Origin of the sequence: Caenibius tardaugens NBRC 16725, assembly GCF_003860345.1 — a bacterium.
GTDB classification, from domain to species: domain Bacteria; phylum Pseudomonadota; class Alphaproteobacteria; order Sphingomonadales; family Sphingomonadaceae; genus Caenibius; species Caenibius tardaugens.
On sequence record NZ_CP034179.1, the window covers coordinates 804,548 to 824,178 of the forward strand.

Here is a 19,631-nt window from a genome sequence, read left to right on the forward strand (position 1 = left end):
CTGGCGGCTTAGTTCGGTAAATGCATGACCGTCTCAAATACTCCGTGCCGAGTAGCGCAATGAGTTTGTCGGCATCCGCCGATGTCACTTGAACTGGATTGCAGCCAGGAGACGCGCCCTGCGGTAAATCACCGAGATCTATGCCAGCGCGTGTCGGTCGCGACGATGTACCCAGCGACACCACGGCCGCGTTGTAAGCAACCCGCTTTCCATATTTCGCCGGAGGCATGGCGACATGACGATAGAATCTCACGATCTAACGGCCAGGCAAGAATTCACGCTCGACCTTGCAGCAGCGGGCAAATGTTATCGCCGAAAGAACCGGCCCGCTAATCGCCGCCGGCAGAAGATTGTCCGCTTCGTTGGACGTGAGGGCGACGTCGAGACCTTTACGGTCCAGCAGACGTTCCCGGTCGTTGGTAGTCTGAACTCCGATCTTCCATCAGATCGCCAAATCGAAGCTGTGGAGCAGTTTTTCAGACACCGCCCAGAGACACGTTGGCAAGCTCACACCATGCTGAGCGCGCGCGATTACGGATTGGAGCTTTCAAGCCGCTATCCGTTTACCGCCATTCGACGGATGGTGATCGGTGTCAGCGTCGCAGCGTTCATACTTAGCGACCGGGCGCTCCGCGACAATGTGCGCCGATGGTGTGAAGATCGCTATCAAGAATCGTGCCCCGGCATCAGCTCGGGAATAGCAAATCATGCTCCTCATCGAATAGCGAGCCGGTTCGCCGAAAAGCTCGTGATGGATATGCGTGGTGCAGGCTCGGAGGTATTCGGCTAAGGCCAGTCACGATCGCGGGGACTGACTGGGGGAATATTATGACGACCGTGCCGCCGGCACCTATCGAATATCAGCTCATTGGCCTCGCTGAAGACGGCGGCATCGGGAACCTACTGGCGGGTCTCGATCAGAAGCAGGGGCGTGTCCGCCTTCAAGCGCTCATATCCGAATGGCTACGAATGGAGAATCTCGTCGTTCTGACGGGATCGGGCACGTCGGTTTCCGTCGGCGGTAAGACGATGGCCAATCTCGAAACGGCTGTATTCGCCACGATCCAGGCGCTGCCCGACATCCCCGCCTCGGTCGCTGCTATCATCGAAGCCCGCAAGAACGCTGTCCTTCTCGCCGCCTTCGACGATGATGACCCGATCGGTTTCGAGGCATGGCTTTCGTTCGTCGCCAATGCTCTGGTCGTCGCGGAGTCTACGGGCGGACCATTTTCCGCCGTGACGTGGCCCAGTACGCCGGCGCCCAGCGTCGCCGATCTGCGTTGGCTCGTCGATCGCCTTCGCATGGCGATTTTCGCCGAGTGCGCGCTTTCGCTCCCTGATACGGGGCTGGCCGCGTCCGCTGATGGCATCGTGCCGCATCTTGCATTTCTATCCAAACTCGTGGCTCGCGATAGCAACCTCGGACGCACCCATCTCTTCACGCTCAATTACGACACGCTTTTCGAGCAGGCATTGGAGCTGCTCGGCGTCCAGTATTTTGACGGTTTCACCGGCCGCGCAGCCGGCCGGTTCGACCCTTCCGTTTATGGTTTGGACATCTACTATCCGGGCGAGGTGGCGGAGGGCCGTGTACGGCGCTTCGACAAGTTCCTGCATTTCTACAAGCTCCACGGCTCGATCCACTGGTTCGAGCAGGGCACCGAGATGCGCGCGCGTCATCCTGATCTGACCCCTTTTCAGACCTACGCCGCCATGACGGCCGAGCAGAAAGCCGCGTCGCTTCTGTCTCTGGTCGGAGGGACGCCTTCGGTCGGGATTCTACCGACCGCGAACAAATTCGCTCAGACGCTTGCGATGCCCTACGCTCACCTCTTCCGGTCCTTTCAGGTGCGGCTCGGCATCCCCCAGACCTTCCTCCTCGTGCTGGGCTATGGCTTCGGCGACGATCATGTCAGCCGGATCATCGAGAATGCGCTCATGAATCCGTCGCTTGTGATGCTGGTAGTCGAACCAAATCCGAACAGTCCGGTGATCGCACGCATCCGGCGATACAAGGATCTCGGTAAGCGCGCCTTCGTCCTATGTCCGACGACGGATGCCTTCTCAGCAACACCATTCAAGCTCGCGACCTTCGACGACTTTGCGCGAACGGTGATGCCCGACGTGCAGTGGCTCGACGACTTCCTTCGCTTGCGCCGCTTCGAAAAGCAGATCGCTTCGTCCGCAACATCAGCCGGAGCGGACACGGAGGGCGCGGATGGATAATCCGCGCCTCGTCGGGCACATCGTGTCGGTTCAAGGCTTCCGAGTGAAGGTCGAATTGCTGCCCGAAACTCGGTCGGCGTTACGCGCCACGCTAGACGGCGTGCAGGCGGCCATCGCAATCAACGCCTATCTGACCTTCTCGCTCGGTGCGGGGGAAACGGTCATCGGCATCATCACCGATCTGGAAGCTCGCGAGACCTTCGATCCCGGTAGCGGGGACGATCTAAACCTCGAACTGATGAAACCACGCCGCGTTGCCAGCGTACAGCTGCTGGGCACGATCGAGCACAAGGACGAGGAGCCTACCTTCAGTCCAGGCATCTCGGTGCTGCCAACACTCGACACTCCCGCGGAGATCGGATCGCCGGACATCCTTCGCGCGGTGTTCGAGATACCACCGCGGCGCAACAAGCCAGAGGACTATGACGCGAAGGATTTCGATTGCGATCTGAAGATCGGATTCCCGACCGGCCAAGACCGCAACGTCGTGCGGGCCTCCTATAACGACCTGTTCTCGCGGCCGCTCGCGATCGTGGGCAATACCGGCTCGGGCAAATCCTTCTCGGTGTCGAGCCTGATCCAGAAGGCGATGGCTGCGCTCGATGGCGCGGCCGAGGAGCCGCACGTCTTCATCCTCGACATCAATGGCGAGTATGCCAAGGCCTTCCCGACGGCTGAAGCGGCGCAACGCTTGCCGGATCGCATCTACCTCAATGGCAAGGAGTTCAGCCTTCCGCTCTGGTTTCTGAACGCCGAAGAAATCTGTGCGTGGCTGAGCGCGTCGGAGCAAACGCAGGAGCCCGTGCTGAAAGACTGGTGGGCGATTGCCAAGGGCGGCAGTGCCACCGCCGCCGCCAGCATGGGAGCGTTTCAGAATGGCATGAGCGCGCTCGACCAGCTCTTGAGCGAACTGACGAAGATCAAGAAGAAGGCAGCCGGCTCCTATTGCGATGCCGTGGTCGGCCACCTCGCCGATACAGACATTGATACAGACCCGTTCGCTGGCCTGTTTACCGCTCATAGGTCAGCTAACGATTTCAACACCGAGGTCATGAACAATCAGGCCGCCATAGCTGCGGAGGCGGAGAAGCTGAAAGACGCGATTCGCGCCAAGATCGTCGGTGGTAGCGGCACGGCGGAGGCCGGTGCACGCACTGCGGACTCTCCGTTGCCGATCGCCCGCGCAACCCTGACCGATCCATCGCTTATCAATCGGGCCGTATCCAAGGAGGATACGTTTCGCGTCGATGCCCACCTGACGACGTTGAAGCTGCGGCTGAAAACCCGCCTCGACGACAAGCGATGGCGCGCCTTCCTCAACTATGAGGAGACCGATACGAAGATCGAGAAGCTGTCCTCATGGTTCGCACGCTTCGGGCTTGGTGCTGCAACGGGACCGAAAGTCTCGGTGCTCGACCTGTCAATGTTGAGCAACGAGGTTCTTCCCTATGCTTGCGCGGTGATCGGGCGGGTGTTGCTGGAGGCGCGTGAGCGCCTGCCCGCAGCCTCGCGCTATAAGCATCCGTGGGTGCTTGTTCTCGAAGAGGCGCACAACTATGCCCGCCCGGCCCGCTCAGACGAGGATCGCGGTCATCGCCTAGCGCGGTTGACATACGAGCGCATCGCCAAAGAGGGGCGCAAATTCGGCCTTTCACTCATCATCGCCAGCCAGCGGCCGAGCGAGATCAGCCAGACGATCATCAGCCAGTGCGCCAACTTTATCAGCCATCGCCTACAAAATCCTGACGATATCGACCATTTCCGGCGCATCATTCCAATGCAGGCGAGACGGCTGCTCGATCAGGTGACTATCCTGTCGTCAGGCGAGGCAATCGTATTCGGTAGCGCCTTTCATATTCCGACGCGGGTTCAATTCGACCGGCCTCAACCCGGCCCTTATAGTCAGACGGCCGCGCCCTATCATGAGTGGCGCAAGGAACAGAATCCGTTCCCGCTGTCGCAGGTCATCGATGCGTGGGGTGCCTGACGCGCAGGTTTCGCCAGCCCTGCTCATGGCATTGTGCAGCGGCTCATTTCAAAACACTAGAAATGGGGACCACCTAGGCGAACAGGCCGCTGCCCTCTACGGCGACAATCGGCGGAGAAAGACGCTACACGGTGGCCCAATCATAGTGCGATAGCGTAGGTATAGTGCCCATCCTCATCGGGCGTGGCCCGCCAGCCAGTCTCCAGATATCGAGATGTAGCACCCAGCCCTCGCACGAACCGCGCGGTTCCGCGGCGTTTGCCGCGCAAGGCGTAGCGCAGAGAATGCCAAAGAGAGAATCTGGCGGACAAATTCACGGGTTTTCTCTGCCCCCTCTCGTCGCAGTACGGCTTGTCCCATTCGCCTCTGACTGACCAATTTCAGCATCGCAGTTTCGCGCATATTTCCCTGTTTAACAGGGAATATATTAGTCAAATTCGTGAGTGCTGCGGATATTGGCGTGCAACCACCTGTTATATAGCCGTAATTCACGGAAATTCGCGTCCCGGATCAGGGAAATAATATTCCCGGAACAGGGAATTTACGCGCGTGAACAGGGATCATTTTCTGTCATGGCGATCTGCGCCTTCAAGATGCAGTCCACCGTCCCGCAAGACCGAAAAACATAAAAGGAAAGTCATCAAATCGGGCGATTTAAAAATGTGCGATCCAGAGTGATTTTTCACTTGCCACGAATCATTGGCGGTCGTTACCAATACCTCGAATCCAAGCCATGGGGTGCGGGTTTTAATAAAGGGAAGAAAGATGGTCGAGGTTTAACCCCGGCGCTTCGCCCTTGCCATGGGAAAGCTCCGGTTAACACAAAGGAGCATGAAAATGGCAAAACTGAGTATCGAGTACCGGCCAATTGGGGACTTAAAGCCCAGGCCCACCAACCCCCGCACACATTCCAAAAAGCAGATCGAGCAGATCGCTGCGTCTATCCATCGGTTTGGCTTTACCAATCCCGTGCTGATCGATGATGGCAACGGCGTGATTGCCGGACACGGCAGGCTGGAAGCGGCAAAACTGATCGGCATGGATGAAGTGCCCACAGTGCGTCTGTCGGATATGCGCGAAGCTGAGATCAGGGCTTATGTCATTGCCGACAATCGCCTCGCTGAAAATGCGGGATGGGATCGCGAACTGCTGGCCCTCGAGTTTGCGTATCTGAGTGCACTGGACATCGATCTGGATGTCACCATCACCGGGTTCGAACTGCCCGAGATCGATATCCTGCTGGATGAACTGCACGCTGCACCTGCGATCGATAGCGATGGCGCCGATAATAGTTGTCCGGATATGACCGATGGCCCAGCTGTCACCCGGTCTGGTGATCTGTGGGTGATTGGCGATCACAAGCTGTACTGCGGCGATGCGCTTGAGAAGGCGAGCTATGATATCCTGATGGGTGACGAGCGGGCGCAGATGGTCTTTACCGATCCGCCTTATAATGTCCCGATTGAGGGGCATGTCTCCGGCCTTGGCCGTATCCGCCACCGCGAATTTGCCATGGCCTCCGGAGAAATGACGCGTGAGGAATTTATCCGGTTCCTTGTCGACGGCATGACGCGCCTTGCCGCCTATTCGGCAGAAGGGGCCCTGCACTTCATTTGCATGGACTGGCGCCATGCGCATGAGCTGCTGATGGCAGGTGACGGCGTCTATGATGAGCTGAAGAACATCTGCGTCTGGGCCAAGACCAATGCCGGGATGGGTTCGCTCTATCGTTCGCAGCACGAACTGGTGTTCGTATTCAAGTCTGGCACTACGGCACACATCAACAATGTCGAACTGGGCCGTCATGGGCGCAACCGGACCAATGTCTGGACCTATGCCGGGGTAAACAGTTTTGGTCAGGACCGGGGTGATCTGGCGCTTCATCCAACGGTGAAGCCTGTCGACCTTGTCGCCGATGCGATCAGGGACTGTTCGCATCGCAATGGCATTGTGCTTGATGCCTTTGGGGGCTCGGGTACGACACTGATTGCTGCAGAACGCACCGGACGGTTCGGCCGGGCGATTGAGATCGATCCACACTACTGCGATGTTATCGTGCGTCGGATGAAGCAGGTGTGCGGCATCGATGCGGTTCTGGCCGGCACCAGTCAGAGCTTTGCCGATGTGGAAGCCGAACGGCTCGCTTTCCTCGCCACGGAAGAGGTGATGGCATGAGCGACATGACAGACAACCCGGCAGACTACGAGGTTGGTTACGGCCGGCCGCCAAAGCACACACGCTTTCAGCCCGGACGTTCGGGCAATGTGAGTGGCAGGCGCAAGAAGAAGCCCGTGCACGAGACCGATGTGCTGCGCATTCTCGATGAACCGGTTGCGGTACGTGCGGGTAACCGCAAGAAGGAGATGGTCCCGCGGGAAATTGCACTGCGTAAGTTGGTCAAATCCGCTCTTGCCGGCGATCGCAAAGCGCTGTTCCATATACTCGATGCATTTGTACAGCATGGCGTGCTGACCACAGCGCCAGCTGCACAGCGCGTGCCGGGCGTCATCCATGTGGACACCCGCAGCATGCCTTTTGACATGGGGGTCCTTCTTCATAGCCGGTTTGGCCAGCGCAAGACGTTCACGGCTGCGCAGCGGGACTGGGCGCGTAACGCCTATCTGCATAGCCGTAGCGAGACACAGGCACAGATCGATAGCGCAATCGGCTATCCCGATCTTCAGGAAGGCGGTGCAGCATGAGCGGCAAACGCAAGGCGCGTGGTCGTGGTCGTCCTCCCGGTTCGGTCAACACGCGCACGCTGGTTCACGATCTTGCAGGCGACACGATCATGCTGCGCGATGCAGGTGGCGTATCGCGGCAGGTGTCGATAGTTGAGGCTTTGCTCCTGACCCTGCGCAATCTTGCCATGACAGGCGACATCGAAGCGGCAAAGCGGCTCGAGAAGTTGCATAGGATGCGTGTTCCTGAGCCAACCGATGGATCCACGCAAGGTCTGCTTCTCGTGCCCGAAGCGCTCAGTGTGGAAGAATGGGCCCGGCAGGAAGACATTCGCTGTCAGCATACCCAACCGCCAGAGATGCCCGCAGCAGTAGTGCAGCCTCAGGCGAGCACGGTTGCTGCACCTGTTGTGCAGAGGCCTCCTTCAAACCCTGGCGGATCGTTGCCCAGACGGTCAGCAAGGCTGATCCGTTAGACCAGGCTTCCATTCGCCGGTTGACCCGTACGAATGGAAGCAGAGGGAGCATCCGCTCAGCTGACGTGTTCGATCAGCCAGTCGAGCAGTCCTGCGCCCAGTGCGCGCCGGGCCAGTTCAGGTCCGATCCAGACGTGCATGCCCGGCTGATCTTCAAGCACCAGGTTCCCTTTGGCCGTATGGCACGCAAAGTAGAAGCGATCCGCGCCCGATTTGCGGAAACGTTCGACATAATCATCCAGCACCTTCTGGGTGGCGCTTGATTTGATCTGCACCCATGCCGATTCCGAAGTGGTGGGATGGGTCAGGAAAAGGTCGAGATCAACTTCCCCATCCCCTGTGGCTGACTGACGTTGCCATCCACCCCGGGCGAAGATCAGATCGACCATGATCTCGAAGTCACGCCAGTCGAGCTGGCTGATCATCCGGGCAGTGACATCCTCGAGCTGGTTCTTAAGGGCAACCGCTTCGGCCACTACGGGTTCTTCTTCTCCGCGTATCTTGCGCAGCAGATACTCATCGGGGCCCACTTTGCATAAGGTGCGCTGGTAGGCGGTGACCCGTGTCAGCACCGAGCTCAACGCTTTTACGGTAAGGGGATCACCCTGAAGATTGTAGCTGTGCCAGCCATCAAGGGTTCTGCGCAGACGCATCGGGCGATCCTCCCCCTCTTCGTTGCTGGCTATGGCGGGGCCTTCTGCAAAGGCCCACCACAAGTGGCCACCGGCAATCGTCACCCACAGGCAGTGATCGTCCAGTTCATAGAAATCGCGCAGTTCACGCAGATCACCGCCAAGGGCACCTTGTTTGCGGCCCGAGGCCAGGATCTGGCGCCGGACTTCATCCCAGTTGCCTGCGGCACAAGGCGCATGCGCAACATTGCGATACTTGAAGGGGATCGTACCGTTGGCAATCGCTTCCTCGGCCCAGGTTCCGCCTTGTCCCAGGCGTATAAAGCGCACCGCCGAAGGCTGCTTCAGCCGTCCCAGCGTCTCTTCTGCAATTCTTGTCGTCGTATCCAGCACCGTCGCACTCCTCATTGGGGCGACGGATCACTTTGGCATTGTCGTCGCGCCTATGTCCTCTCGGGGCGACGGCCAAAGCCGGTTGTGGTTTAGCTGAGGTCTGTTCTCTTCTGCAAACGGGCGCACGATGGTGCTGCACGATGGAAGGGAGATGACATGATGACGAAGAAGATCACGAACGCCGAGATCCTGGCGATCCGGGCCGCGGCGGAAGTAGACCCGGCATGTGGCCGCGTTTGGGTCGGCCTCGATGTCGGCCTCAAATCTACATCGGTGTGCGTGCTGGATCGCGACGGTAAGGTCGTCCACCAGGCTTCTATGAAAACACATCCGATCGAAATTGGGCGTTATCTCGCAAAGAACTTCGCCTCCAATGTATCGGTCGTGGGCATGGAGACCGGTGCGATGTCCGCGCACCTCGCCAGCGGACTGCGCAAGCAGGGCTACCAAGTCGCCGTGATGGACGCGCTGCAGGTCCATCGTGTGCTGTCCCTGAAGCGCAACAAGACCGATACCAACGATGCGCGTGGCATAGCTGAGATCACGCGGACGGGCCGCGACTATCTGACCGAAGTTTATGTGAAGAGCACGGCCTGCTTTGAGGTGCGCGCCCAGCTCATCATGCGCCATCGTCTGGTCCAGCAACGCTTGGCCAACGAAAACATGATCCGTGGCCTGTTGCGCGTCTATGGTGGGCGGGTCGAGCCTGGCGCCAAGTCATCGGCCACCTACCGCGACCGGGTCGTCGAGCAGTTGCTTATCATCCAGGACCGGGAAGGCATTAACCTGCGGCCGCGCATAGTGCCGGTGCTCGACCTGTGCGAGCGGCTCCAGGCGGATACCGCCCGGATCGAGACCGAACTGGAAGCACTCGCAGCCGCCAACCCGGTATGCCGGAGGTTCATGGCAGTGCCCGGCATCGGTGCCATCACTGCACTGTCATTCTTTACCGCGATCGAAGAACCTTCCCGCTTCCGGCGAGCCGACGATGTCGCCGCCTATCTCGGGCTCACGCCGCGTGTTTACCAGTCTGGCGAAAGCCTTGTTCATGGCAAAATCAGTAAGATGGGCAATCGGCTGACCCGCACGCATCTGGTCTCAGCTGCAACGGTACTGCTGTCCGCCACCAAGACCTTTTCGTCATTGAAGGACTGGGGCATCAGGCTGGCGAAGAAGATCGGGTTCAACAAGGCCAAGGTCGCCGTCGCGCGTAAGCTCGCCGTCATCCTGTTCGGCATGTGGCGCGATGGCACCCACTTCCAGTTCAAGACAGAGACCGTCGAGCCGCATCGTCAGATGATGCAGGCAGCTCGCGCCTGACACGATTTACACTTATCCGTCCCGTCGGACGGTGGTGTCAAAAGGATGGCCCTGCCCTCCCCGCGCCGTTAACCTAGGCGGATGAGCAAGACGCCAAATCCGTTCAGATATTTTCACTCATCGCCTGAAGTGATCCGCCTCGTGGTGATGATGTACATCAGGTTTCCCCTGTCGCTGCGGAATGTCGAAGACCTGCTTTTCGAGAGAGGGATCGATCTTTGTCATGAGACCGTGCGTCTTTGGTGGAATAGATTTGGCCCTCTCTTTGCAGCCGACATTCGCCGCCAGCGTGTGCAACGGATGCGTGGTTTTCGGTACTGGCGTTGGCACCTTGATGAGATGTATGTCCGTCTGAACGGTGAGATGGTTTATTTGTGGCGCGCCGTTGATCACGAGGGCGAAGTTCTCGAAAGCTACGTCACGAAGAAACCGCAGCTTTAAGCTTCATGAAGAAGGCGCTGAAGCGTCATGGGCAAGCTGACAAGATCGTCACTGACGGGCTGCGTTCTTATCCTGCTGCGATGAAGGATCTGGGCAATCTCGAGCGCCGTGAGATGGGGCGCTATCTCAACAATCGGGCAGAAAATTCACACTTGCCCTTCCGGCGAAGAGAACGTGCGATGCAACGATTCCGGCATATGAAATCGCTACAAAAATTCGCTGCGGTCCACGCCTCTCTCACCAACCATTTCAACTCGGAACGCCACCTCGTCGACAGACAGACATTCAAGCTTCGCCGTTCGGCCGCACTGGCTGAGTGGCAATCACTTATGGGATGAGTCTCAGCACGGGCCTGGGCCCACTTTGCCAAACGGAGAGCAGTTCGCAACCGACTGACACCTCCCTCGGCAGCTCTCCCCGAGTGGCAATCGCTTATGGGATAAGCTCAGCTCAGACCTGGGCCTACTTCGCCAAACGGAGAGCAGTTCGCAACGGGCTGACAGCACCATTTGACGCGTTGATCATCCGTTGAGGTTAACGGCGCTGGGAGGGTGGGGCCATCCTTTTGACACCACCCATCAAACCTATTTTACCCCTTGCAGCGCAGGGGCCATCCACAGATGACAGCACCCTTCAAAAATTTAAACTCGCAGCTACACCGAACTCTCGAGGCTGAGTTGAGCTTATGAGCGAGTATCCGGAGTTATAAGATCCTCCCACAGACGCCGTTGGAACATTAGCGTCCCCCAAAACATTAATGACTCTTTTTTGATTAAGAGCATTTTTTACAAACCCTTTAATCTCCCAACTATTTTTCAAATCACGTATTCCTATAAAAATTCCAACATTCACATTCGATCTATAATCGAAATTTGTTCTGTTATAATGAAACTTCGGCCTATATGTAACCAAAGAGCTCACAAATGGCTCTATCGATTCCATAGGAAATCTTATTTCTCCATTCACCGTCAAGTTGAAATCTGGAATTTCCGCCAATCTTCCGCTTGTAGGGCAGTAACTCACGTTCCCCGATCCACTTACTTTTGGTGCCCCAAATGTGTCGGGTACCCCATCGCCATTGAAATCATTGCAGGGCAGCTTGGCCTTATTGAAACGTCCGTGGGCATAGGAAGCTCCAATCATCACATCCGAATTTGGCGTAGCGCGCACATGAACAGTTGCCTCGAGCCCCTTGACCGTTGCGTCTCCATTGTAATTGAAACCTGACGGGAACACGCCATCCACTACCCCGTCCGGAGGACCTGCGGCCTGACCCAATGCATTTCTCGCACCAAAGTCATAGTAAATGTAAGGAATTCTTACTATATAGCCTTTGTATTTCTGATAGAATGCAGACAGATTGAACGTAATTTTACGATCAAGCAGCGACATTTTCAGACCCAATTCCACCGCATCAGAACGTTCACTTTTACTGCGGATCAGATCATTCGATATGTTTTGCGGCACACCAACGCCTGCAGACCCCAGCCGAAAGGATCGGCCGTATGCAATGTACGTGGTGATGTCGGGCGTAATCTTGTAAGTGACCGTCGCCCCGCCAGTCAGAGCCTTCCCGTGGCCCACCGCGAGACCCTCCGGCACCAACGGCACTGTCCTTTCCGGGATCGGCGGACGCGCGGGTATGGGATAACCTGAAACGCCGGGAAAACCGGGGGAACTGACCGTGGAATAGGCGAATTGCCTGTTCTTCTGATCGGTGTAACGCGCGCCGATTTCCAAAGTCAGCTCAGGAGTGAACTCGAAACGGCTGCTAGCCGCAATTGAGATCGACCGGTCATTCATTGGAATACGAATAAACGTATTGATCGGCATATACAAACCAAGAACCGCCGGATAGTTTCCAAAATAGGTGTTTGACCTAAGAGATTGAGTCACCTCACCTGTAGTCTTGCTATAGAATGCACTTAACGACCAGTTCCATATTCCCGAATTATTGGAAATAGCCCTAAACTCCGTCGACAAAGACTTGTAAGGCTGCCGAACCAAACTGTTATTTATCAGTCCAGGTATAGAATTTCCGGTGTCCTGATCATACAACTGCGTTAACCTGGAGTTCTGATACCCACCTATTGCCATCAAAGTGACTGAACCCAAATTCCATTCCGCCGAACCTGTGAAGAAATGAGACCGGTTGCGAAACCTTCGATCCCCCTCAGATACAGCAATATAATCAGATGTGGTGGCTAATGGCCCGGAACGGGTAGAGCTACCAATTGTTGGGGCGGCGCCTCTACCGATAACTTGCTGATACAAAAGATTATCGATATTGAGATACTGATAGCTGAGATTGAGCTTGAAATTCTCATCGGGCTCCCAACGAAGTGAGAGGCGCGCACTTTCAGTACGTGATCTTGAACGCTTGGCAGTGGCAACATTATAAACCTGATTACCCCGGCTTCCATCAACCAAGAAGGCAGCGCGCAACGCCAGCTTGTCCTTGACGAGCGGCATTGAAACGGCGCCTTGCAAATTATAACCTGAGCGATCCGTTGCGGTTGCCTGCAGATACCCGCCCACGGTATCCAGCTCAGGCCATCGATTGCGGACCGTGATCGCGCCAGCTGGAGCCGTCCGTCCACGCAACGCCCCCTGCGGACCCCGCAGGACCTCAATCTGCTCTATATCGTAAATGGCGGCGAATGCGGTCTGGGCACTCGTCGGCACTTCATTAATATAGAAATCAACAGATGGGGATGTGCCCTGATCAGGATCGAAGGTCACCCCCCTCAGCGTTGCGGTGTTATTGCGTCCAGAACTGTTGCTGAGTTGCAGACCAGGGGCAAGCTTCTGCACATCCTTGATATCCAGTATGGCCAGTTTTTGCAGTTGCTCACCAGATGCCACATCGATGCTCATCGGAACATCTTGCAAGTTTTCATTGCGGCGCGCTGCCGTTACAATGATAAAGGAGGTGTCATCATTTTCTTTGAGCGCCGCATCTGCCTCAACCTGAGCAAAAGCAAGTTCCGAATTAATATTAAATGAACATACGCCTAAAAATGCGCATGAAGACCTGAGCAAAATTCTCCCCACAACACCTCTCCATGTCATAATTTTTCATGATCGATTTTCATTTTATATTATAAATAATCAAAATGGGTTTTCCGCGGACTCGATCTGTTTGAGCGCACCGACCATTACGTCACCGTCCGTCGCTTTCATTTCCAATCCGAGGATCGCCGCGACGGTCGGCGCGACATCCAACAATCGTGCCACGGACAACCTCTGCCCCTCACGAAAACTTGGGCCTGCGGCAATCATGCCCGTGTCCATCAAACGGATTTCTGGAGTGTAGCCATGCATGCCCCGGAACCGAGTTGTGGGCAAACTGCGCTTAGTATCTGGCGCGACAGCGATCATATATCCCGGAGCAGCGGTGATCCCCGCCACAGCGTTCGGGTCGCCCCCAAGGCGCACAATATCTGCATCCGTCAACCAGACGAGGATTCCGCGATAGTCCTGCTCGATCTTTTTCTGAAGCTTGCCAAGAAACTCGTCGAGCAGCGCGGGATCGGCGTTGGGTTTGGCATGGAAAATGCCGGAGCCTGCATGTGATTCAAGAAACACCAAATCACTATCAACGTCTCCCTCACGTGCCATGGCCAATCCGGTATCAAGCAGAAGTCTTCCCACATTGATCACCGTGTGCACGGGAGCAAAGCCATGATCACCTATAACAATCACATCAGTCCGCTCAGCAGTGCCCGCCGTTTTCAAAGCCTCTATCAATGTGCCTACGTGCATATCGATATGCTCGAATGCTTGACGGGCCTGACTCGAATTCGGGCCGAACCTGTGCTGCATGTGGTCCGCTTCGAGAAAATGAACGAGCATCAGGCCGGGCTTATGGCGCTTGAGAATTTGCGCCGCATAAGCCGCACTCATCCGGTCAAGATTCTCTATCGCATGGAGATCAGTCCGCTGCCCCACGGGCGGTGGCCCCACATCCCTCGACAATTCCTCAATGAGCCCCTTGGTTGCACCACGGGTCAATGCGATTTTTAGATCTTCCTTGCGTGTTTCATCTGTTTCAGTGATCAGCCAGTCGATCGCGGCGCCATAGGTCATCGGCCACATAATTGCGGAAGTTGTAACACCTCCCTGCCTTGCGATGTCCCACAAGGCTGGCACCCGAATATCAGATGCATTCTTAAGCCAATCCAGCGTACCCAGGCGAAAGTTGGATGTAACCCCATGCCGAGCGGGCTCCACTCCCGTTACAATAGTTGTATGCGACGGGTACGTTACGCTAGGGAACACCCCGATAACGCCATCTGCATAAGCACCACGCTCTACGAGTGCAGTTAGATTGGGAACCGCCACCCCTGACCCGTCTGGATCACGATAGATTTCAGGCCTCAATCCATCTATGGAAATGACCAAAACATGCGGCGTTTTCGCTGCCAAGGGGAGCGCCACGAAGCTTAGCACCCAGCAGCACAACACAATTAACCGTCGCAACATACATCCCCTCAGAGCATATGAGCCAACACGCGAGAGCGACCCATTCCTAATCTTGCCTCAGAGAGAATTTACACTATGTGTATTTTTACACAATATGTAAATAATTCAGCTTCCCCATTTCACCTCACGCTCTCGCAATCCCAATGGAGCCCCACCTTGTCGCTGTTAAAAAACAGAAAAGTTAGAACTGAGGAGCAAATCCTCAATGCTGCAGAGCGAATTTTCAGAGATTGCGGCTTTGACAATGCCCGCATGAGCGACATTGCAGAGCAAGCAGAGATAGCGCCCAAAACTCTCTTCAATTACTTCCATTCGAAAGAGCGACTAGTTTTGGCTTTGATCATGCGTTGGTTGGAAAAAAACTATCTGCATTTCAAAGAAAATGAAAAACGTCATGTCGATGAAACTGACGATATATTGCCAGAAAACGCGGAACTCCGCCTGGAAATTCTAGACAAAGAACGATGGCTATCGACCATGGCAGCACAGAAGACAGACATTCTGGTCTCCTATCGCTGGAATTCCGAAAGATTAACAAGGGTTCTTGTTGCCGATCGTAACATCCGAATTTCACGAATTCGCGCTTTGCAGGAGCGTGGCAGTGTCAATGCGGATATCTCTCCAGAATTGATCAGCCAGATTTATGAGGGCATCAGGGACAATGTTCTCGGAACCTGGCTACTCACACCTGATTCACACCTTGATGTTCTGAAAACAAACATGCGACAGGCAATGAAGGTTTTTGTGAACGGCATTAGAAAATAGGGTGGTGTCAAAAGGCTAGCCCCGCCCTCCCCGCGCGGCACTGTCAAAGCAACGTGGCTGCGGGCGCGCGAGGATGCTGACTTCAGCGAATGCCTCGCAAACCCCGCGCTCTTCCGCACAGCCCATTCCGACGGTTCAACTGGTGGTGTCAAAAGGATGGCCCCACCCTCCCCTTGCCGTTAACCTGAGCGGATGAGCAAGACGCCAAATCCGTTCAAATATTTTCACTCATCGCCTGAGGTGATCCGCCTCGTAGTGATGATGTACGTCAGGTTTCCCCTGTCGCTGCGGAATGTCGAAGACCTGCTTTTCGAGAGGGGAATCGATCTTTGCCATGAGACGGTACGGCTGTGGTGGAATCGTTTCGGGCCGTTGTTCGCTGCGGACATTCGCCGCCAGCGTGTGCAACGAATGCGTGGTTTTCGGCACTGGCGCTGGCATTTGGACGAGATGTATGTCCGACTGAACGGCGAGATGGTTTATTTGTGGCGCGCAGTTGATCATGAGGGCGAAGTTCTCGAAAGCTACGTCACGAAGAAACGCGACAAATCTGCCGCTTTACGCTTCATGAAGAAAGCACTGAAGCGTCACGGCCAGGCTGACAAGATCGTCACCGACGGCCTTCGCTCCTATCCTGCTGCGATGAAGGATCTGGGCAATGTCGAGCGTCGTGAGATGGGCCGCTATCTCAACAACCGCGCTGAGAATTCCCACCTGCCCTTCCGACGAAGAGAACGCGCCATGCAGCGATTTCGGCAGATGAAATCACTACAGAAATTCGCCGCGGTCCACGCTTCTCTCACCAACCATTTCAACTCGGAATGATCTGCCCCCTTCTGAGTGGTCCAGCATCTGTTTTAGATTTGACCATGAAGGAGGAATGTCATGTCGAGGAAGCACAAGCCTGAGGAGGTTATCGGTAAGCTGCGTGAAGCGGAGATCGTGCTGGCTCAGGGCGGAACGGTTGCAGATGCTTGTCGGCGGATCGGCGTCAGCGAACAGAGCTACTACCGTTGGCGCAAGGAATATGGCGGCCTGAAGATGGATCAGGCGCGTCGCATGAAAGAGCTGGAGAAGGAGAACGCCCGGTTGCGGCGGGCGGTGTCGGACCTGACGCTCGACAAGCTGATCTTGCAGGAGGCTTCCAGGGGAAACTTCTGAGCCCCGCGCGCCGACGACGCTGTATTGATCATATCCGGGCAATAATGCCGGTGTCCGAGCGACGGGTCTGCCGTGTGCTTGGTCAACATCGATCTACACAGCGCAAGACGCCGCGTGGGGCGGATGACGAAGCCGCACTGACCGAGGACATCATCGCCTTGGCTCGGCAATATGGTCGCTATGGCTATCGCCGGGTGACGGCCTTACTGCGCGATGCGGGATGGCATGTGAACCGCAAGCGGGTCGAGCGCATCTGGCGCCGTGAAGGGCTCAAGGTACCGCAAAAGCAACCAAAGCGTGGCAGGCTGTGGCTCAACGACGGATCATGTATCCGACTGCGGCCTGAGTATCCCGGCCATGTCTGGTCGTATGATTTTGTCGAAGGACGCACGCACGATGGCCGCAAGTTCCGCATCCTGTCGATCATCGATGAGGCCAGCCGCGAGTGCCTCGCTTTACCCGTCGCACGACGACTGCGAAGCGAAGATGTACTGGCAGCATTGGCAGAACTCTTTGTCACCCGTGGTCCACCAGCGCACATCCGGTCTGACAACGGCCCGGAGTTTATCGCTAATGCTGTGCAACAGTGGTTGGCCAGGATCGGTGTGAAGACGCTCTACATCACACCCGGCAGCCCGTGGGAGAACGGTTATTGCGAGAGCTTCAATGGCTCGATGCGTGATGAGCTTCTGAATGGAGAGATCTTCTATACCCTGGCGGAAGCAGAAATCCTGATCGAAGCCTGGCGGCGGCACTACAACACCGTTCGGCCTCACAGCTCGCTTGGTTATCGGCCTCCAGTCCCGGAAACGGCCGTATCACCATGGCCGCCCTCCGGTTCCGCTTCGCTCCACCTGCGGCCAGCCATGGCGCCGGAGCTAGTTTTACACTAACAAATAACACGGACCACTCGGTGGGGGCCGGTCACTCCATCTCCCCAACGCGCTCCTTGAAACGGACTGTATATTCATCGCACCATGCGCCGCAGCAGATGGCAGCTTTCAGTGTGGTCCACATGCGACCCGAACGGCAGGAATGTTAGGGGTTAGCGGACATCACGCACCCATCATGTTGCTTGAACATCAGTCGAGAATTTATTCTCGCTTTCCCCCTTGCGGCACACGATTCATTCGCTGAAGTAAGATTCAAGCTTCTCATACGCATCGATAAGAGACTGTTGAACAATGGATCTTCGAACACTCCGTCATTTCGTCACACTCGCCAACCGCTCAAGTTTTGTCGCCGCTGCGCAGGAGCTTAATCTGACGCAACCTGCGCTCAGCCGCAGCATTAAAGGTCTTGAAGGCGAATTGGGTACGCAACTTGTATTAAGGCATAGGAATGGCTGTTCTTTAACACCGGCAGGAGAGGTGTTGCTACAAGGCGCGGCTGCGATTTTAAGGCGATCAGCTGCTTTACAACACAATATGCGGGCGTTCGGTCGGGGTGAAATGGGGCATTTGCGCTTCGGCGCTGCTCCGCTGCCAGCCGCTCTATTCGTCCCACGCTTGATGAGTAAAATTGTTCACGCGCAATCAGGTGTAACGATAAGAGTTGCGTTAGGATCTATAAACTCTCTGTTAGATCAATTGAGGCAGGACAAGATTGAGTTTTTCATCTGCGCCGAAACGCGGTTACCGCGAGATCCCGATCTTTCACTAACCAAACTTTTTGATGTTCCCGTTTCCTGTATAGTTCGAAAACAGCATCCTTTGGCTCGAAAACTGCAAGTTTCTATTGGTGATATGAAGAATTATCCGTTCGCATGTGTTGTGTCGGACTTCACCCAGGGAAGTGATATCACTCCGAACACAACTCTAGGACTTCCAGTCACCATAGAATGCGATGATTATTTTATCCTTCACTCAGTAATAAGAGACTGTGACGCGGTCTGCCTCTCATCTAGTGCACTTCTTGACGCACAGACTGATCTTTTGACTCTTCCCGTGATTGGAATTCCCCATAGTAACGCACTGGTGCTTGTTAGGCACCATGGACGTCAGCTTTCACCATTAGCAAATGCAGCCCTAGCTCAAATTCAAACCATTAATGGATCGAACCCACTGGAGGCGTAACTCGTTTTGGTTGCGCTAGAAATCAACCATTCGCGGCAACGAAAAAGCTTAGCTTGGAGTTTTCAAAGGCCAACGGATGCACCTAGCTATCCATAAATTAAATTCATAGAACTAAGGATTAGAATGCATTGGCCTCCTTTTTCTCGGACTGATAGGACATGGTTCGAAGAGAGGATCTCATGAACCAACTGTTCCTATTCGCCGCATGCTTGTTCGTTGTTCTACTCATATCTGAAATTTTATGTGGTCGACACAAAGGCATCTATTCCAGCGCAGATTGGAAGGTTAATGTAACCTCCTACCTTGTGGGGATTGGGCTGATGAGGCCTCTTATGGCTATAGTAACCGCGACTGCCATCACGTTCCTTTTACCGACGTCTCAAGGCGCTCTCGCCCATCTGTCACTCATCCCTTCTTTTATCGGGATATCGCTGATTGCCGAATTTGCGTTCTATTGGACTCACCGCCTGTCTCACGAGGGGGCAGGTAAATACCCGCGCCTCACAGGGCTTTGGAAGCTCCATCGCACCCACCATTCTGGCAAATATATGAATGTTGGAACCAATTTTCGTCAGAACCTTGGTTGGCTCGTAGTTCAGCCGGAAGTATGGGTCTTCGGGCTGGCCATTCACTTCGGCCTTGGGGCTGCTGCAGGCTTGGCTGCTGGGGTTAGGCTCGTCTGGAACCTTATTACACATTGCAATTTCAGGTGGGACGATCCGATCCGACGGCATCGTTACGCAGGTCCATTGCTCCGCGGCCTTGAGCATATATTCGTGACGCCCGGTTTGCATCATACGCATCACGGCTGGGGCCGCGACGGTGCGAGTTACCGCAACTACGGCACGGTCTTTTCTTTATTCGACACTTTGTTTGGTACGTTACATATTCCTGACGGTCGCCCTGCTCGATACGGCCTCCCGGGAGCACAGGATCATTGGCTTGAAGAGGTGTTCTATCCTTTGATCCGCAAAAATCGGAAATGAGTT

The 19,631-nt window shown here is 55.5% G+C and carries 14 protein-coding genes and 2 pseudogenes; 13 read left to right on the forward strand and 3 right to left on the reverse strand.

Translation table 11 applies throughout. The features are described 5' to 3' along the window. Positions 1–235: 235 nt before the first annotated feature. The 6 genes from EGO55_RS03800 to EGO55_RS03825 all read left to right on the forward strand — a co-directional run bounded on the left by EGO55_RS03800 (position 236) and on the right by EGO55_RS03825 (position 7,370). Positions 236–790, forward strand: a complete 555-nt coding sequence (locus tag EGO55_RS03800) for a hypothetical protein (RefSeq protein WP_040716731.1) — start codon at positions 236–238, stop codon at positions 788–790. Between the two features lie 38 nt (positions 791–828). After that, the gene (locus EGO55_RS03805) at positions 829–2,226 is read left to right on the forward strand and encodes an SIR2 family protein (protein ID WP_021691209.1); all 1,398 of its coding nucleotides are present in this window, start codon (positions 829–831) and stop codon (positions 2,224–2,226) included. Beyond that, a complete protein-coding gene (locus EGO55_RS03810) occupies positions 2,219–4,213 on the forward strand; it encodes an ATP-binding protein (RefSeq protein ID WP_021691210.1) in 1,995 nt (664 codons plus the stop codon). The genes EGO55_RS03805 and EGO55_RS03810 overlap by 8 nt, the downstream gene beginning before the upstream one ends. 837 nt (positions 4,214–5,050) lie before the next feature. After that, a complete protein-coding gene (locus tag EGO55_RS03815) occupies positions 5,051–6,388 on the forward strand; it encodes a site-specific DNA-methyltransferase (RefSeq protein ID WP_021692036.1) in 1,338 nt (445 codons plus the stop codon). Continuing rightward, a complete protein-coding gene (locus EGO55_RS03820; RefSeq protein ID WP_124916686.1) occupies positions 6,385–6,915 on the forward strand; it encodes a DUF5681 domain-containing protein in 531 nt (176 codons plus the stop codon). The genes EGO55_RS03815 and EGO55_RS03820 overlap by 4 nt, the downstream gene beginning before the upstream one ends. Further along, a complete protein-coding gene (locus tag EGO55_RS03825; RefSeq protein ID WP_021692054.1) occupies positions 6,912–7,370 on the forward strand; it encodes a hypothetical protein in 459 nt (152 codons plus the stop codon). Before EGO55_RS03820 ends, EGO55_RS03825 begins: the two co-directional genes overlap by 4 nt. A gap of 56 nt (positions 7,371–7,426) precedes the next feature. Here EGO55_RS03825 and EGO55_RS03830 read toward each other — a convergent pair whose 3' ends face one another. Continuing rightward, a complete protein-coding gene (locus EGO55_RS03830) occupies positions 7,427–8,395 on the reverse strand; it encodes a restriction endonuclease (protein ID WP_124916687.1) in 969 nt (322 codons plus the stop codon). 159 nt (positions 8,396–8,554) lie between these two features. Between EGO55_RS03830 and EGO55_RS03835 the strand changes: the two genes are divergently transcribed. Next, positions 8,555–9,715 carry an IS110 family RNA-guided transposase gene (locus EGO55_RS03835; RefSeq protein ID WP_040717778.1) on the forward strand — a complete coding sequence of 387 codons (1,161 nt, stop codon included), beginning with the start codon at positions 8,555–8,557 and terminating at the stop codon, positions 9,713–9,715. Between the two features lie 81 nt (positions 9,716–9,796). Continuing rightward, a pseudogene (locus tag EGO55_RS03840) lies at positions 9,797–10,494 on the forward strand (IS6 family transposase). A 295-nt stretch (positions 10,495–10,789) separates the two neighbouring features. Here the strand turns inward: EGO55_RS03840 and EGO55_RS03845 are convergent. Together EGO55_RS03845 and EGO55_RS03850 are read right to left on the reverse strand one after the other, a co-directional pair. After that, on the reverse strand, positions 10,790–13,210 hold the full coding sequence (locus EGO55_RS03845) for a TonB-dependent receptor (protein WP_210766633.1): 2,421 nt from the start codon (positions 13,208–13,210) through the stop codon (positions 10,790–10,792). A gap of 57 nt (positions 13,211–13,267) precedes the next feature. Then, positions 13,268–14,641: an alkaline phosphatase family protein gene (locus tag EGO55_RS03850; RefSeq protein ID WP_084620489.1), complete on the reverse strand. Its 1,374-nt coding sequence runs from the start codon at positions 14,639–14,641 to the stop codon at positions 13,268–13,270. Between the two features lie 156 nt (positions 14,642–14,797). Here EGO55_RS03850 and EGO55_RS03855 point away from each other — a divergent pair, with 156 nt between their 5' ends. From EGO55_RS03855 to EGO55_RS03880, 5 genes and pseudogenes are all read left to right on the forward strand, one after another. Further along, positions 14,798–15,406 carry a TetR/AcrR family transcriptional regulator gene (locus EGO55_RS03855; protein ID WP_021692012.1) on the forward strand — a complete coding sequence of 203 codons (609 nt, stop codon included), beginning with the start codon at positions 14,798–14,800 and terminating at the stop codon, positions 15,404–15,406. Between the two features lie 192 nt (positions 15,407–15,598). Beyond that, positions 15,599–16,228 (forward strand): annotated as a pseudogene (locus tag EGO55_RS03860) (IS6 family transposase); the annotation flags it as partial. Positions 16,229–16,291: 63 nt separating this feature from the next. Further along, positions 16,292–17,460 (forward strand): IS3 family transposase gene (locus tag EGO55_RS03870; protein ID WP_429860910.1). Its coding sequence is split into 2 segments (ribosomal slippage): positions 16,292–16,559 and positions 16,559–17,460, totalling 1,170 coding nucleotides; the frame shifts between segments, so codons are not numbered across the junction. 291 nt (positions 17,461–17,751) lie between these two features. Beyond that, positions 17,752–18,642 carry a LysR family transcriptional regulator gene (locus EGO55_RS03875; protein WP_084620472.1) on the forward strand — a complete coding sequence of 297 codons (891 nt, stop codon included), beginning with the start codon at positions 17,752–17,754 and terminating at the stop codon, positions 18,640–18,642. A 179-nt stretch (positions 18,643–18,821) separates the two neighbouring features. Continuing rightward, positions 18,822–19,628, forward strand: coding sequence for a sterol desaturase family protein (locus tag EGO55_RS03880; protein WP_161566009.1), 807 nt, complete (start codon positions 18,822–18,824; stop codon positions 19,626–19,628). Positions 19,629–19,631 lie beyond the last annotated feature (3 nt).